Origin of the sequence: Pseudomonas sp. NFACC16-2, from assembly GCF_900119205.1 — a bacterium.
Taxonomy (GTDB): domain Bacteria; phylum Pseudomonadota; class Gammaproteobacteria; order Pseudomonadales; family Pseudomonadaceae; genus Aquipseudomonas; species Aquipseudomonas fluorescens_Q.
In genome coordinates this window covers 44091-59963 of record NZ_FPIX01000006.1, presented here as the reverse complement: position 1 = coordinate 59963, position 15873 = coordinate 44091, and the positions used below count along the sequence as shown (strand labels likewise).

The 15873-nt window shown below is 60.9% G+C and carries 14 protein-coding genes; 6 read left to right on the top strand and 8 right to left on the bottom strand.

Going from position 1 to position 15873, the window contains the following annotated elements; all coding sequences use genetic code 11:
- Positions 1-229: 229 nt before the first annotated feature.
- Positions 230-1510, top strand: a complete 1281-nt coding sequence (locus tag BT116_RS07590; protein WP_072341827.1) for a serine/threonine transporter — start codon at positions 230-232, stop codon at positions 1508-1510.
- 199 nt (positions 1511-1709) lie between these two features.
- Here BT116_RS07590 and acnB read toward each other — a convergent pair whose 3' ends face one another.
- Positions 1710-4319 (bottom strand): bifunctional aconitate hydratase 2/2-methylisocitrate dehydratase, encoded by a 2610-nt coding sequence (gene acnB / locus BT116_RS07585; RefSeq protein ID WP_072341823.1) that lies wholly within the window; start codon positions 4317-4319, stop codon positions 1710-1712.
- A 407-nt stretch (positions 4320-4726) separates the two neighbouring features.
- On the opposite strand from acnB, the gene BT116_RS07580 reads away from it, so the two are divergent.
- Positions 4727-5197 (top strand): DUF1289 domain-containing protein, encoded by a 471-nt coding sequence (locus BT116_RS07580; RefSeq protein ID WP_003202781.1) that lies wholly within the window; start codon positions 4727-4729, stop codon positions 5195-5197.
- A gap of 169 nt (positions 5198-5366) precedes the next feature.
- Here the strand turns inward: BT116_RS07580 and BT116_RS07575 are convergent, their stop codons facing one another.
- Complete coding sequence (locus tag BT116_RS07575; RefSeq protein WP_072341820.1) at positions 5367-6230, bottom strand: universal stress protein; 864 nt, start codon at positions 6228-6230, stop codon at positions 5367-5369.
- A gap of 178 nt (positions 6231-6408) precedes the next feature.
- On the opposite strand from BT116_RS07575, the gene BT116_RS07570 reads away from it, so the two are divergent.
- The gene (locus tag BT116_RS07570) at positions 6409-7014 is read left to right on the top strand and encodes a MiaE family protein (RefSeq protein ID WP_060741958.1); all 606 of its coding nucleotides are present in this window, start codon (positions 6409-6411) and stop codon (positions 7012-7014) included.
- A gap of 123 nt (positions 7015-7137) precedes the next feature.
- On the opposite strand, the gene BT116_RS07565 is transcribed toward BT116_RS07570, so the two are convergent.
- The 3 genes from BT116_RS07565 to BT116_RS07555 form a co-directional block, all read right to left on the bottom strand.
- Complete coding sequence (locus BT116_RS07565; RefSeq protein ID WP_072341817.1) at positions 7138-7626, bottom strand: GFA family protein; 489 nt, start codon at positions 7624-7626, stop codon at positions 7138-7140.
- Between the two features lie 199 nt (positions 7627-7825).
- Positions 7826-8440 carry a DNA-3-methyladenine glycosylase family protein gene (locus BT116_RS07560; protein WP_072341814.1) on the bottom strand — a complete coding sequence of 205 codons (615 nt, stop codon included), beginning with the start codon at positions 8438-8440 and terminating at the stop codon, positions 7826-7828.
- Between the two features lie 23 nt (positions 8441-8463).
- Positions 8464-9546 (bottom strand): bifunctional transcriptional activator/DNA repair enzyme AdaA, encoded by a 1083-nt coding sequence (locus BT116_RS07555; RefSeq protein WP_072341811.1) that lies wholly within the window; start codon positions 9544-9546, stop codon positions 8464-8466.
- A 145-nt stretch (positions 9547-9691) separates the two neighbouring features.
- Between BT116_RS07555 and BT116_RS30415 the strand changes: the two genes are divergently transcribed.
- Positions 9692-10174 (top strand): hypothetical protein, encoded by a 483-nt coding sequence (locus BT116_RS30415; protein ID WP_072341808.1) that lies wholly within the window; start codon positions 9692-9694, stop codon positions 10172-10174.
- 70 nt (positions 10175-10244) lie between these two features.
- On the opposite strand, the gene BT116_RS07545 is transcribed toward BT116_RS30415, so the two are convergent.
- Positions 10245-11699 (bottom strand): TrkH family potassium uptake protein, encoded by a 1455-nt coding sequence (locus BT116_RS07545; RefSeq protein WP_072341804.1) that lies wholly within the window; start codon positions 11697-11699, stop codon positions 10245-10247.
- A gap of 143 nt (positions 11700-11842) precedes the next feature.
- Between BT116_RS07545 and BT116_RS07540 the strand changes: the two genes are divergently transcribed.
- Positions 11843-12430 carry a LysE family translocator gene (locus tag BT116_RS07540; RefSeq protein ID WP_072341800.1) on the top strand — a complete coding sequence of 196 codons (588 nt, stop codon included), beginning with the start codon at positions 11843-11845 and terminating at the stop codon, positions 12428-12430.
- Between the two features lie 239 nt (positions 12431-12669).
- Here the strand turns inward: BT116_RS07540 and BT116_RS07535 are convergent, their stop codons facing one another.
- Positions 12670-13494 carry a helix-turn-helix transcriptional regulator gene (locus tag BT116_RS07535; RefSeq protein ID WP_072341797.1) on the bottom strand — a complete coding sequence of 275 codons (825 nt, stop codon included), beginning with the start codon at positions 13492-13494 and terminating at the stop codon, positions 12670-12672.
- A 137-nt stretch (positions 13495-13631) separates the two neighbouring features.
- Between BT116_RS07535 and BT116_RS07530 the strand changes: the two genes are divergently transcribed.
- Positions 13632-14594 (top strand): GGDEF domain-containing protein, encoded by a 963-nt coding sequence (locus tag BT116_RS07530; protein ID WP_072341794.1) that lies wholly within the window; start codon positions 13632-13634, stop codon positions 14592-14594.
- Between the two features lie 469 nt (positions 14595-15063).
- Here BT116_RS07530 and fabI read toward each other — a convergent pair whose 3' ends face one another.
- Positions 15064-15858 (bottom strand): enoyl-ACP reductase FabI, encoded by a 795-nt coding sequence (fabI, locus tag BT116_RS07525; RefSeq protein ID WP_003202751.1) that lies wholly within the window; start codon positions 15856-15858, stop codon positions 15064-15066.
- Between the last annotated feature and the right edge of the window lie 15 nt (positions 15859-15873).

The window sequence follows — 15873 nt, the reverse complement described above, 5'->3', positions numbered from 1 at the left end:
CGCCCTGACAGCCGGCCTGGCTCTGGCGGCCCTGCTCGCTCCCACAGGGAATGCAGGGATAATTCCATGGCAGCGATCTGATACGCATAACCGCTCCTCAGCTAAGTCTTTGCTTCTGCTCGTGAATCCCGGACAATCGCGCCCCTGTTTCGGCCAGGGCGCTGCCTGTCGGGCTTTTCCGACTCGTCCCGGCCGGGTGCATGTGACCGGAATACGGAGATCCGCCCGGATGAATGATCAGGCCAATAGCGTCGAAGAGCGCTTTGAAACGACAGTCCCAGCCACCCTCAGCCAATGGAGTCGCCAGGACACCACGTGGATGCTGGGCCTGTTTGGCACCGCCATCGGTGCAGGTACTCTGTTTTTACCCATCAATGCGGGCCTGGGCGGCTTCTGGCCGTTGCTGATCCTGGCTGTGCTGGCGTTCCCCATGACGTTCTATGCCCACCGGGGCCTGACCCGTTTCGTGTTATCCGGTCGCGACGGCGCGGACATCACCGAGGTGGTGGAAGAACATTTCGGCCTCAAGGCCGGTGCGCTGATCACGCTGTTGTACTTCTTTGCCATTTTCCCGATCCTGCTGATCTACAGTGTGGCGTTGACCAACACGGTGGGCAGTTTCCTGGAACATCAGTTGCATATCCAGCCGCCTCCTCGGGTTGTGCTGTCCCTGGTGCTGATCCTGGGCCTGCTGACCGTGGTGCGTTGCGGCGAGCAGGCGATCGTCAAGGCCATGAGCCTGATGGTCTACCCGTTCATCGTTGCGCTGCTGTTTCTGGCGGTGTTCCTGATTCCGCACTGGAGCGGCGGTATCCTGACCACGGCGTCCACGCCGCCTGAACCATCGGCCCTGCTGCATACCCTGTGGCTGGCGATTCCGGTGATGGTGTTCTCGTTCAACCATTCACCGATCATCTCGGCCTTTGCGGTGGACCAGAAGCGTCGTTATGGCGCCAATGCCGAGGAGCGCAGTTCGCAGATCCTGTCGCGCGCCCATGTGCTGATGGTGGTGATGGTGCTGTTCTTCGTGTTCAGTTGTGTGCTGACCCTGTCCCCGGCGCAACTGGCCGAGGCCAAGGCGCAGAACCTGTCGATCCTGTCGTACCTGGCCAACCATTTCAGCAACCCGACCATTGCCTTTGCCGCGCCGCTGATTGCCTTCGTGGCGATCTCCAAATCCTTCCTCGGCCATTACATCGGCGCCAGCGAAGGCCTCAAGGGCCTGATCGTCAAGAGCGGCCGCCGCCCGGCGCCCAAGACCCTCGACCGCCTGACGGCGGCGTTCATGCTGCTGGTGTGCTGGATCGTCGCCACGCTCAACCCGAGCATCCTGGGCATGATTGAAACCCTGGGCGGCCCGGTCATCGCGGCCATCCTGTTCCTGATGCCGATGTACGCCATCCGCAAAGTCCCGGCCATGGCCCGCTATCGCGGTCAGGCTTCCAATGTCTTTGTGGTATGGGTGGGTTTGGTGGCGATTACGGCGTTGGTCTACTCCCTGATGGCCTGACCGGCCCACACGGGTTGTGGTAGCGAGCACAAATCTGCCAATCGCCACCATTCCCCGGTGGCGAGGGAGATCGGCCTGTCAGATAGACCAACGTTAGTCTGCTCGCGATAGCGGTGGTTCGGCTGGTATCGAAATGACAGGCATAAAAAAACGCCGCCCCTCGCAAGAAGGGCGGCGTTTTTCGTCGAGCGTCTAAGCCTTAGGCTTGAACGACCGGGATGTTGGCGTTTGCAGCCGCTTCACGGAACTCGGCGATCTGGTCGAAGCTCAGGTAGCGGTACACGTCCGCTGCCATGCTGTCGATCTTGCCGGCGTATTCCATGTACTCCTCGACGGTCGGCAGGCGACCCAGGATCGAAGCAACGGACGCCAGTTCGGCCGAAGCCAGGTAGACGTTCGCGCCGTCACCCAGGCGGTTCGGGAAGTTACGGGTCGACGTCGACACCACGGTGCTGTTCGGCTCAACGCGTGCCTGGTTACCCATGCACAGCGAGCAGCCTGGCATTTCCATGCGTGCGCCAGCCTTGCCGTAGATGCCGTAGTAGCCTTCTTCGGTCAGTTGGTGAGCGTCCATCTTGGTCGGCGGCGACAGCCACAGACGGGTTGGCAGCTGACCCTTGACTTGATCCAGCAACTTGCCGGCAGCGCGGAAGTGACCGATGTTGGTCATGCACGAACCGATGAACACTTCGTCGATCTTCTCGCCAGCCACGCTGGAGAGCAGACGGGCGTCGTCCGGGTCGTTCGGCGCGCAGAGCACCGGCTCGCTGATGTCGGCCAGATCGATTTCGATGACTTCGGCGTATTCGGCGTCGGCATCGGCTTCCATCAGTTGCGGGTTGGCGATCCAGGCTTCCATCGCTTGGGCGCGACGTTCCAGGGTCCGGGCGTCACCGTAGCCTTCGCCGATCATCCAGCGCAGCAGGGTGATGTTGGACTGCAGGTACTCGGTGATCGATTCTTTCGACAGCTTGATGGTGCAACCGGCAGCCGAACGTTCGGCCGAGGCGTCGGACAGTTCGAAAGCCTGTTCCAGGGTCAGGCCTTCCAGGCCTTCGATTTCCAGGATGCGGCCGGAGAAGGCGTTTTTCTTGCCTTTCTTCTCGACGGTCAGTAGGCCGTTCTGGATGGCGAAGTACGGAATGGCATGAACCAGGTCACGCAGGGTGATGCCAGGTTTCATCTTGCCTTTGAAGCGCACCAGGATCGATTCCGGCATGTCCAGCGGCATGACGCCAGTGGCAGCGGCGAACGCGACCAGGCCAGAACCGGCCGGGAACGAGATGCCCATCGGGAAGCGGGTGTGCGAGTCGCCACCGGTACCCACGGTGTCTGGCAGCAGCATGCGGTTCAGCCACGAGTGGATGATGCCGTCGCCCGGACGCAGGGAAACGCCGCCGCGGGTCATGATGAAGTCAGGCAGGGTGTGGTGGGTGGTGACGTCGATCGGCTTTGGATAGGCCGCGGTGTGGCAGAAGGACTGCATCACCAGGTCAGCCGAGAAGCCCAGGCACGCCAGGTCTTTCAGTTCGTCACGGGTCATTGGACCGGTGGTGTCCTGGGAGCCCACGGTGGTCATTTTCGGTTCGCAGTAGGTGCCAGGACGTACGCCTTGGCCTTCTGCCAGGCCGCAAGCCTTGCCGACCATCTTCTGCGCCAGGGTGAAGCCCTTGGTGCTTTCAGCGGGGGCTTCAGGCTTCTTGAACAGGTCGAACGGTGGCAGACCCAGCTCGGCGCGTGCCTTCTCGGTCAGGCCACGGCCGATGATCAGCGGGATACGACCGCCGGCACGGACTTCGTCCAACAGGACCGGGGTCTTCATTTCGAAGGTGGTCAGAACTTCATCGGTGCCGTGCTTGCAGACTTTGCCAGCATGCGGGTACAGGTCGATCACGTCGCCCATGTGCATGTTGGACACATCGAATTCGATCGGCAGGGCGCCGGCGTCTTCCATGGTGTTGTAGAAAATCGGTGCGATCTTGCTGCCGAAGCAGAAACCGCCGGCGCGCTTGTTCGGAACGAAAGGGACGTCGTCGCCGAAGAACCACAGCACCGAGTTGGTCGCCGATTTACGCGAGGAACCGGTACCGACCACGTCGCCGACGTAGGCGATCGGGAAGCCTTGACCACGCATTTCTTCGATCTGCTTCATCGGGCCGGTCTTGCCTTGCTCGTCCGGAACGATGCCGTCACGGGCCATTTTCAGCATGGCCAGGGCGTGCAGCGGGATGTCAGGACGCGACCAGGCATCTGGAGCAGGGGACAGGTCGTCGGTGTTGGTTTCGCCGGTGACCTTGAACACGCGCAGGCTGATCTTGTCGGCCAGCACCGGGCGCTTCTTGAACCACTCGCCGTCAGCCCAGGATTGCAGCACGGCTTTGGCGTGAACGTTACCGTTCTTGGCTTTTTCAGCCACGTCGTGGAAGGCATCGAACATCAGCAGGGTGTGCTTGAGTTCTTCGGCGGCTACCGGCGCCAGCTCGGCGTCGTCCAGCAGCTCCACCAGGGTCACGATGTTATAGCCGCCCTGCATGGTGCCGAGCAGTTCAACGGCACGCTTCTTGTCCAGCAGAGGGGATTGGGCCTGGCCCTTGGCCAGGGCGGACAGGAAGCCGGCCTTGACGTAGGCAGCCTCGTCGACTCCAGGCGGAACGCGATTGGTGATCAGGTCAACGAGGAAAGCTTCTTCGCCAGCCGGAGGATTTTTCAGCAGCTCGATCAGGCCTGCGGTTTGTTCGGCGTTAAGCGGCTGGGGAACGATACCCAGGGCTGCGCGCTCTTCGATATGTTTGCGGTAGGCTTCAAGCACAGTTATTACCCTCATCAGTGGTCCCAAATGGGTGTCCGGGACGCTCATCCAGGAACCCGCGGTACTCATGCGCGTCGACGGCTTTTTGAGCCATCACGCCAGAGTTTCCGCACGTTCCTCACAGAAGCTGCTTTCAAAGTTTTACGCCTGCAGAACGGGAGCTGATGAGGGTTGGCGTTGGGCTTTCCCCGCTGGAAAGACCCTTCGCCAACACCGCTCTGAAGGAACGACTGTGCTCGTGACGCTTTGAAAACAGCTTCTAACGGACATTGGCGCCTTAAAAGGCTGGCTGATTCTACGGGAAAAAAAAATTAAAGGTAAGTTGGGCCTGGAAGTTTGAGGGGTGATCAATCTTAGACAAAGGGCTAACATGCCGGCCTGTCCTGCTTTTGCGTGTGCGTTTGCTTATGCCCAACCAGCTCATCAAGACCCCCTGCGTCGGCCTTTGCTCCACTGTCTACGGTGACCTGGTGTGCCGTGGCTGCAAGCGGTTCCACCATGAAGTGATTCACTGGAACGGCTACAACGAGGACGAAAAGCGCGCGGTGTGGATGCGGCTCGAGCAGCTGTTGGTGCAGGTGATGGTGGCCAAGTTGGAGGTTTTCGACCCGGTATTGCTGCGCCAGCAACTGGAGTCGCGCAAGATCCGCTTTGTGCCGCACCAGTCGGAATATTGCTGGGCCTATCAGTTGATCGCCAGGGGGGCGCGGGTGATCAACAACCTGGAAGCCTACGGCATGGTGCTGATGCCGGAGTTTCGCGACTGGGACCTGCCGGACCTGCGCGACGCCATTGATCGGGAATTTTTCCTCCTGTCCGAAGCCCATTACCAGCGCTACATAGCGCCGGGGTTCCTGAAGGATGCGATTGGCGGCTGACTCCCCGGCCATTTATGCAAAGGCGCTTTTGTGCCCGGGAGCTTGCTCCCGCTCGGCTGCGCAGCAGACGCCTGGATTTCCAGGACCAGAGATTTTTTTAGATCAAGAGCGAGGGTCGCTGCGCAACCCAGCGGGAGCAAGCTCCCTCGCCACAAAAAGCCCATTCGCTTTATTCCTTGACCGCCAACTCCACCAGATGGTCTTCGACCTCCTGCGGCTTGAGCACCAGCACATCGCTTTCCAGCGTATCGAGCACGGCCTCGGCGGTGTTTCCTATCAGCACCCCGGACAACCCCGAGCGGGCCACGGTGCCGATCACCGTCACCGCCGCCTGCAGCTTGCGCGCCATATACGGAATCAAGACGTCCGCCGGGCCTTCTTCGATGTGCAGGTGCTGGTCATCGATGTCGAATTCGGCCTGGAACGCCCGGCATTGTTCGCGATAGCGGGCCTCGATGGTTTCCTTGAGCTGGAACGTCGGGTCGGCGGACGAAAGCATCGGTGTGGGGTGGGCGCTGATCACATGCAGGTGCGCCTTGGCGAGGAGGGCGATGTCATAGCCATGATCGATGATGGTGGAGTGCAGGTGGCGATGCTCGCCGTCGGCATTGCCAACGTCGACGGCGGCCAGGATCACCTTGTCTTTCCAGGAGCCGGCGGTTTTCACCAGCAGCACCGGGGTTGGGCAGTGACGGAGCAGTTTCCAGTCCGCCGGGGTCAGCAGGGCTTTTTTCAGCGGGCTGTCGGGGAAGTGCTGCTTGATCACCAGGCCGCAACCTTCCGCCTGCTGCACGTCGATGATGGTGTCGTGGAGGCTTTCGTTCCAGGCCTGCTCGGTAGTGACGCTGTAGCCGTCGGCCAGCAGTGCGGCCTTGAGCACGCTGAGCAGGCCGGCATGGTCATGCTTTTTGTCGCACACCAGCAGGTGCAGGTGGGCCTGGGTCACTCCGGCGATCAGTTTGGCGCGCTTGAGCGCCAGGCTTTCCGAATGTTCGGGCTCAATAACCACCAGGATGCTGCGAATGGCTTGCATGATCGGCGTTCTCCTGCAATGAAAAGGCTGGCGTTGCTCAACTATAGTTGTTGTGGGGCAGTCTAGTTGCTGTGGGTGAGTCTTTGACTTGATGCATATCAACGGCGGTGGCTGGTGGTCTGGGGGCAGGCCGGTATAATCGGCGCCCTTCGCTCGACTACCTTTTCCCGTGAGCCCCATGAATCTTCCCGAAATTCACGAATTCCTTGGTTGCCGCACCCCCGATGCCTGGGTCCAGGCCGCGTTGGCTGACCAGGAAACGTTGCTGATCGACCACAAGAATTGCGAGTTCAAGGCGGCCAGCACTGCCCTGAGCCTGATCGCCAAATATCATTCCCACGTCGACCTGATCAATCTGATGTCGCGCCTGGCCCGGGAAGAGCTGGTGCATCACGAGCAGGTCATGCGCTTGATGAAGAAGCGCAAGATCGGTTTGCGTCAGCTCTCCGCCGGGCGTTATGCCTCGGGGCTGCGCAAGGTGGTACGCAGCCACGAACCGGTCAAGCTGGTGGACACCCTGGTGGTTGGCGCCTTCATCGAGGCCCGCAGTTGCGAGCGTTTCGAGGCCTTGGTGCCGCATTTGGATGAAGAGCTGGGCAAGTTCTATTTCGGTTTGCTGAAAAGCGAAGCCCGGCATTTCCAGGGCTACCTGAAACTGGCTTACCAGTACGGTGACGCCAAGGACATTGCCCAGGTGATCGACAAGGTCCGTGAGGCCGAGCGGGAGCTGATCGAATCGCCGGATGTGGAGTTTCGTTTCCACAGTGGTGTGCCGGCTCGATAGTGCAGAGCTGCCGGTACTGGCGTCATCGCGAGCAAGCTCGCTCCCACAGGGGATTTGTGAACTTCCCAAGTCCAATGTGGGAGCGAGCTTGCTCGCGATGGGTCCTTATGCAGCACTGCATCTCTAAGTGACCAGCCCCAGGCGTTCATGCCACTTAGCAATGGACTCCTCGGGATAGACATCGAACTGCTGGTCGCCCTTATGCGCCTCGACCTCCACCCACGGCGCCTTGGAACCGAGCATCAAGTGGGTGTGCTCCGGCGGTACCGGCAGCGGTGTGTCGATGGCTGAGGCAAACGGGTGCACCAGTTCCGGCCATTCGGGGCTGAACAGCCACAACCCCGAACCGCACAGGGAACAGAAATGCCGTTCGGCACTGCTGCGGTGGGCGCGTTTATCGCCTTCGTCCTTGAGCCGTGCATGGTAGATCGAGATGTGCTTGCGACCGCGCACCTTCAGGCTTCGGGCATCGCCCCCCAGGTTGATCGCATAACCGCCGCCGCCCTGGGTCTTGCGACAGATCGAGCAGTAGCAGCGTTGATAAGGGTAGGGGTGGGCGCAGGCCAGGCTGAACGACACGGCGCCGCAGTGGCAGGATCCTTCGAGCTGCATGGGAACCTCCAGTGGGGTTGGAAATGACTCAGTACAGCCTAGACAATCTGTGTCTTGACAGTTGAATTGAGGGTGACCATGCGACCGCCTTCGCGAGCAAGCCCGCTCCCACAGGGATCTGTGTCGGTCATAGATCTTCTGCCCACTCTCGGTCAGTGTGGGAGCGGGCTTGCTCGCGAAGGCGTCGGTGCAGCCAACATCATTTCGGCACCCGCCACAAATACCACGCCGCCACCGTCCGATAAGGGCTCCAGGCCAGGCCGATCTCGACCATCTGCTTGCGGCTGGGTTGTTGCGCCGACCCCTTGAGCCGTCGATAACCCTCGCGCACCCCAAAGTCATCAGCCGGCAGGATGTCGGGTCGTTCCAGGCTGTAGATCAGCAGCATCTCCACGGTCCAGCGCCCGACGCCGCGCAGGCTGACCAAGCGCTCGATCAATGCTTCGTCCTCCATCGCCCGCGCCGTGGCGTAATCCGGCACCACCCCGTCCAGGGCCGCTTGGGCGATGCCCTGGATGGTCACGATCTTGCTGGCGGAAAATCCACAACCGCGCAATTGAGCAACGTCTGTCGCCAGGATTTGCACGGGGGTGGGGAATGTCTGTGCCGGGAACAACGCCAGCAACCGGCCCAGAATCGCATCGCCTGCCTTGGCATGCAGTTGCTGGTAGGCAATCGCCCGGACCAGGGCTTCATAGGGATCGCGGGCCGGTTTGGGCTGCAGCAGGCAAGGGCCGATCGTCGCGACATGCCGTCGCCAGTCTTCGTCGAGGTTGGCCAGGAAGGCACTGGCGTCGTGATAGGGCACAGGCATCAAGTGTTCGTTCTCCGGAGCGCTCAAAACGCCAGGGGCAGTGAAACCTGCACCGCGGCTTTTTCCAGCCGCAACAGAAACGCCTTGCGCGGCTGGCCGCCACCATAACCGGTCAACGAGCCATCCGCACCGATCACCCGGTGGCACGGAATGACGATGGCCAAGCGATTCTGCCCATTGGCCAGGCCCACGGCGCGGCTGGCGCCAGGGCTGCCCAGCGCCGTGGCGATGCCGCCGTAGCTGCGGGTTTCGCCATAGGGAATCTTTTGCAGTTCAGCCCAGACCCGTACGGCGAAGGCGCTGCCCGGCATGTGCAGCGGAACGTTGAACGCCGTGAGCTTGCCGGCGAAATACTCGGCCAGTTCGGTTTCGATCTGTTGCAAATGCGCGTTGTGCCCCGGCGCAACCGTGTAGCCGTAGCGTAGCTGCAGCTCTTCGAGCTCCTTGGTCAGGGCCGGGCGGTCGAGGAATTCCAGCAGCACCAGGCCTCGTCGTTCGGCCATGGCCAGCATGGGGCCCAACGGTGTGGTCAGGCGGGTGAACAGCAAAGGTTCGCTGAGGGCTGCGCGGCCCGGTGTGATGTGGAAGGATTTCACGAAGGCGTCACGAAAACCGCTCAATGACTCATAGCCGGAGTCGAATGCGGCATTGTCGATGGAGCTGCCGTCCTTGATGCCGCCCAAGGCGATGCCCAGGCGGCGGGTGCGCAGATAGGCGTGAAAGGTCATGCCGAAATGTTGCTTGAACCAGCGGCGCAATTTCAGTGGCTCGATACCTTGTTCCAGCAACAGGGCATCGGTCCAGCGCAGGTCGGGTTCGGCGTCCACGGCTTTGAGCAGGGCCTGGATCCAGTCTGGTGCGATGGCGGCGGCGTCCAGGGGCTTGCAGCGCAGGCAGGCCCGGTAACCGGCCGACATGGCTTCGTCGGCATGGGCGAAGAACTCCACGTTCTCCGGTTTCGGCTTGCGCGCGGTGCAACTGGGGCGACAGAAAATACCGGTGGTCTTGACCGCAGTGAAGAACACCCCCTCGTAGGCGGTGTCTCGTTCGAGCATGGCGCGGACCATCTCGGCATGGGGCGGGAGCAGCGAGTCGTGTAGGTTCATGGGCCTGAGCATAGAACCGTGCCTGGAACGACTCCACCGAAAAATCGACAGTGAATTTCCGTTCACTTGGTCGGGCGGTCACGAACAATAATTGAACCTGAGAGTCTTAAAGGTTCAACCGTTGTTTTTGTCTTTCGGAGACATCATGTCCAAACATAAGAAATCTCTCATCGCCGTTGCGGTCTGTGCCTTGGCGTTCGGTGCTTCGGCCTTGCTGCCTGCTGAGTTGTCGCCTATCGGTTCGAGCTATGCCGCAGGCGGTGGCAATGGAGGTGGTGGCCACGGTGGAGGAAACGGCGGTGGTAATAGCGGTGGCCACGGTGGCATCGGTGGTGGCATTGGTGGTGGCCAGGGCCATGACAAGTCGGGTGATTCCAGCGGCCTTGGCAAAGGATTGGCTAGCGACCACACCGGTACCCGTACCCGCGATCATGGCCTGAGCGGCAAGCACACGGGCACCACGCGCACCGACCGCAGCAGCAAGGCTTCGCTGACCTCAAGCATCGCCAAGGACCGTGATACCCGTGGCCTGACCAAGGCATCGGCGATTTCCACCGCTACACCAGGTACCCACAACACCAAGGGCCTGACCAACGCGACCAGCTCTTCGATCAAGAACGACCGCTGATCGCTTGAAAAAAAAAGCCGCGATGCCTGTTCAGGGCATCGCGGCTTTTTTTGTCTTGTGCCCGATGTCTTCAATACTTCCAGAACACCGGCGTGAACAACACCAGCACCGTCAGGATTTCCAGCCGACCCAGCAGCATGCCTATGGTCAGCAGCCACTTCGCCGCATCCGGCAAGGTCGAGAAGTTGCCGGCGGGTCCGATGATCGTGCCCAGCCCGGGCCCCACGTTGCACACGGCGGTGGCCGCGCCGGTCAGGGCGGTGGTCCAGTCCAGACCGATCAGCGCCAGCCCCAGGGCGATAGCGCCAATGGTGATGGTGAAGAAGAACGAAAAGGTCAGCAGCGAGCGGACGATTTCTTCGTCGATGGGGTGATCGTTGTATTTTTTCTGGATCACCGCCCGGGGATGGATCAGTTGTTTCAGGCTGCCCATCAATAACTCGCCGGCTACCTGGAAGCGGAAGATCTTCAGTCCGCCGGCCGTCGATCCCGAGCAACCGCCAACGAACGTCAAATAGAAGAACAGCAGCAAGGCAAAGCTGCCCCATAGCGTGTAGTCGCCCAGCGCCACGCCCGTGGTGGTGACCACCGACGTCACGTTGACGGCCACGATACGGACCGCATCCCACCAGCTGTAGTCGCTGTTCAGGCTCAGCCAGGTCCCCACGATGAGCCAGGTGATGACCAGGAATCCGACGAATCCCCTGACTTGCTGGTCCTTGAGCAACGCGCGTTTGTTGCCGCGCAAGGTGGCGACGTACAAAGTGAAGGGCAGCGCGCCTGCCATCATGACGACCACCGACACCCAGTGAATGGCCGGTTGGGGCCAATGCCCCAGGGAAGCATCCGATGTGGAAAAGCCACCCGTGGAAATCAACGACATCGCATGGTTGATCGCTTCGAAGGGCGTCATGCCGGCCAGCCACAAGGCCAGGGTGGCGAGCGCGGTCAGGCCGACATAGATCCACAGGATGTAGTTCGCCGCGACATGGGAGCGCGGCGTGACTTTCTCTGACCAGTCCGACGACTCGGTCTGGAACAGCCGCATGCCGCCGACCCGCAGCAATGGCAGGATCGCCACCGCCATGCCGATAAAGCCGATCCCGCCGAGCCAGTGCAACATCGAGCGCCAGATCAACAGGCCGGGAGAGGCCGTGTCCAGGCCGGTCAGGATGGTCGAGCCGGTGGTGGTGATGCCCGACATGGTCTCGAAAAAGGCATCGGTGTAGCTGATGTGCTGGATGAACACCATGGGCAGGGCGGCGAAGCTGCAAACGATGACCCAACTGGCGGTGGTCAACAGGTACATGTCCCGCGGGCGCATCTGGGTGTGTGCTGGCCGACCACGCGCTACCAATGCGATGCCGCAGACGAAGGTGATCAGGCTCGACCACAAAAACGCCGAGAGGTCATCGTTGCGCTCATATATCACCAGCGTCAAAAGCGGGATTGCCATGCTGGCAGCCAGGGTGATCAGGAAAATACCGAGGATGAAGCCAATAAACCGCACTACCGCAATGGACATAGAACACGCCTGGATGAATGAACCGCGCAGTATTGTTTTTGTGGAGGGCTGATGGGTAGCCCCCTTGGGCAGTTTTGTTCAATACCGCCTGCGATTGGCAATTTACCTTGATCGCCCCCTCACAGATACAAAGAAGGTGTGCGATGAGTTTGATTCTTTCCATGGCGGCGTTTGCCCTGGTCGCCTCCATTACACCTGGCCCGGTCAATATCGTCGCCCTCAGCTCCGGGGCGCGGTACGGGTTTCGTGCGACGTTGCGCCATGTGGGCGGTGCAACCCTGGGGTTTGTCTTGCTGCTGGTGCTGATGGGGCTGGGCTTGCATGAAGTGTTGCAACGCTGGCCTGGCCTCACACGGGTGGTGCAACTGGGCGGCGTGGCGTTCCTGTTGTTCATGGCCTGGAAACTGGTGATGGATAACGGGCACCTGGGAGGCGAGGACGAGGCACGGGCGCCTTCGATGTTCTATGGCGCGTTGATGCAATGGCTCAACCCCAAGGCGTGGCTGGCCTGCGTGGCGGGAATGGGGGCATTCGTGGCCGGTGGCGAGGCGTGGCTGGTGTGGCAGTTTGCGGCGATCTACCTGGTGATCTGCTACGTCTCGGTGGGCTGCTGGGCTTACGCCGGGAGTTTTCTGCGCAGCTGGCTGCGTAATCCGGCGACCATGCGCCTGTTCAATCGGACGATGGCGGTGTTATTGGTGGCCAGTGCGGTGTATCTGCTGCTGCCTTGAGTCAAACCCACGGTTTCGGTTGGAACACTGTTGTGGCGAGGGGATTTATCCTCGTTGGGCTGCGAAGCAGCCCCAAAAACCAGGCGCCGCGCTACAACAGGCGAACCGCGTTGGCCGGTTTGCGACTGCTGCGCAGCCGAGCGGGGATAAATCCCCTCGCCACAAAAACAGGAGAAGCTCAACTGCGATATTGCCCGGGCGAGCAGGAATAAATCCCCTCACCACAAAACAGGAGAAGTTCAACCGCGATACTGGCCCGGAGTGGCCGCCAGGTGTTGCTTGAAGGCACGCTGGAAATGCGCCTGGTCGGCAAACCCGCTGTCCAGCGCCACGTCGGCGATCAGCTTGCCTTCGCGCAATTGGCGCCGGGCAAACTGGATTCGGCGGTTGACCAGGAAGGCGTGGGGCGTCATCCCATAATGGCGCTTGAAGGCTCGGCTCAGGTAGGACGGTGACAGTTGCGCGGCGGTGCAGATGTCTTCCAGCTTCAAGGCTTCGCTGCAATGGTCGTGGATAAACTGTGCCGCACGCATCAGGCTCGGATGGCTGCCACGATCCGGGCGACCGGCAGGGTTGAGCCGTTGTTGCAGGTCAATGAAAAATGCCTCGGCGGCGGCGTGCTTGTCGCCAGCGTCGAGCTGCTCGTCTACCAATTGTCCATACAGTTTTTCCAACGCGGTAAACAGTTCCACGTCGCGGCTGTGGGTGGTGGCGAAGCCCTGGAAATCCAGGCTTTCGTCAAAGCCGACACGGCGCTGCAAGTCTCTGAGCCATTGGGTGTCGACGTACAACATCACGTAGGACCACGGCTGATCGTCGATTGGGTTGCACGCGTGGACGTCGCCCGGGTTCATCAGCACTACCGTGCCACTTTCCACCTGGAATTTCGATCGTTCGTGAAGGTAGGTGCTGCGCCCAGCGGTGATCGCGCCGATGGAAAAGTGGTCATGGGAATGGCGCGAATAGCAGACCTTGCGCCCATCGCCGATGGCCCGGGCTTCGATGAAGGGCAGGGCCGCGTCGCGCCAGAAGCGTGGGGCGTCGTCATGGGGGGCGTGCTTCATCGGTCAGCGTCCTCGTCTTGAACTTGAGTGGCAGTGTATTAGTCCTGATCGGCAAATGCCCGTCGGATTTAGCCCGTTCGGTTGAAGGGCTGGGGTCCTGGGCTAGACTTCATGAAGTCCTGCCAATGGAGTTTCCGATGCTTGCGCCACGCAAACCGGATGACGAAGCCGCTCGCCTCAAAAATCTGCACTCGCTCAAGCTGCTTGATACCGCACCTGAAGAACGGTTTGACCGCCTGACCCGTCTTGCCCGACGTCTGTTTGACGTACCCATCGCCCTGGTGTCCCTGGTGGACGCCAACCGGCAGTGGTTCAAGTCCAGCGCCGGCCTGGACGCCAGCGAAACCCCGCGGGAAGTTTCCTTTTGCGGGCATGCGATCTTGCAGGATCAGATCCTGGAAATCTGCGACGCGGAGCAGGACGAGCGCTTTCACGACAATCCCTTGGTCACGGACAAGCCTGGCATTCGTTTCTACGCCGGGCATCCGCTGGGGCTGGAGGACGGTAGCAAGCTCGGTACGTTGTGCCTGCTCGACACCCGGCCGCGCAAACTCAATGATGAGGAGCGCGAACTGCTGCGCGACTTGGCGCGCATGGCCGAACAGGAAATGGTCGCGGTGCAGATGGCGAGCATGGACGAGCTCACGCTGCTATCCAATCGACGTGGCTTCAGGACGTTGGCCCAGCATGCGCTGAATGTGTGTGATCGCTTGTCGCGACCGGCAACGTTGCTGTTCTTCGACCTCAACGACTTCAAGCCGATCAACGATCGCTATGGGCATGCCGAGGGTGACAGCGCGCTGAAAACCTTCGCTGATGTGCTGCGTATCGCCTTTCGCGAAAGTGATGTGATCGGTCGCCTGGGCGGTGATGAGTTCGTGGCGCTGCTCACTGGCTCTTCCTATGTCGAGACCTCGGCGATCATGGCGCGCCTCAAGGAAATCCTCGATGAGCGCAATGCGATGTTGCAGCGTGGCTATGACATTCGTTTCAGCGTGGGCCAGATCGAATACGACGCCCAGCGCCATCGGTCAATCGACAATCTATTGGCTGACGCGGATGCGGCGATGTATGCCCAGAAACAGGCGCTACGCAGCTAGCACAAGCCAACCCCCGATCACACAGAGATTTATGTTGGTCGAAGAACCGAGACTCACCCCTCATTCAATGGCGAGGGAGCTTGCTCCCGCTGGGGCGCGCAGCGGCCCTGGAGCCCGGCGACGCGGTGGATCAGGTTGATTGAGTGAGCTTGAGAGGGGCTGCTGCGCAGCCCAGCGGGAGCAAGCTCCCTCGCCACAAAAGCATCCCGGTCGACCAACCGATTTGCTCTTGAGACTGACACTGATTCGAGGCATTCCCTTGACCCGCGCTGCGCCCAATTCCCGTGGTGGTGCGAGCTTGCTCGCGAAGGCGTCGGTACATTCATACCAATGCCAGCAGACTCATCGCCATCGCGAGCAAGCTCGCTCCCACAAGGTATTGCGGCATAATCAGACAATCGGCAATAAAAAACGCCGCTTGGCCTTTCCAGGACGAGCGGCGTTTTTTTACGCGTGGCGCGGGTGAAGATTACTCTTCGATGTTGCCCATGGCGGTGGTGTTGAAGCCGCCGTCCACGTACATGATTTCACCGCTGATGCCCGACGCCAGGTCCGAGCACAGGAAGGCGCCGGCGTTGCCGACTTCTTCGATGGTGACGTTGCGACGCAGCGGGGTTTGCGCTTCGTTGGCGGCCAGCATCTTGCGGAAGTTCTTGATGCCGGAAGCGGCGAGGGTACGGATGGGACCTGCCGATACGCAGTTGACGCGGGTGCCGTCCGGGCCCAGGGAGCCGGCCAGGTAACGCACGCCAGCTTCCAGGGAGGCCTTGGCCATGCCCATGACGTTGTAGTTCGGCATGGTGCGCTCGGCGCCCAGGTACGACAGGGTCAGCAGGCTGCCGTTGCGGCCTTTCATCATTTCGCGACCGGCCTTGGCCAGGGCCACGAAACTGTAGGCGCTGATGTCGTGGGCAATGCGGAAACCTTCGCGGGTGGTGGCTTCGGTGAAGTCGCCGTCCAGTTGGTCGCCCGGAGCGAAGCCCACGGAGTGCACGATGCAGTCCAGGCCATCCCACTTCTTGCTCAGTTCTTCGAAGACCTTGGCGATTTCTTCGTCGCTGGCCACGTCGCACGGGAAGCACAGCTCAGGGCTCGAGCCCCAGCCTTGTGCGAATTCTTCGACACGACCCTTGAGTTTGTCGTTCTGATAAGTGAAGGCAAGCTCAGCGCCCTCGCGATGCATGGCGGCGGCGATGCCGGATGCGATGGACAGCTTGCTGGCGACACCGACGATCAGTACGCGCTTACCGGCGAGAAAACCCATGTGTTGCTCCTCTTT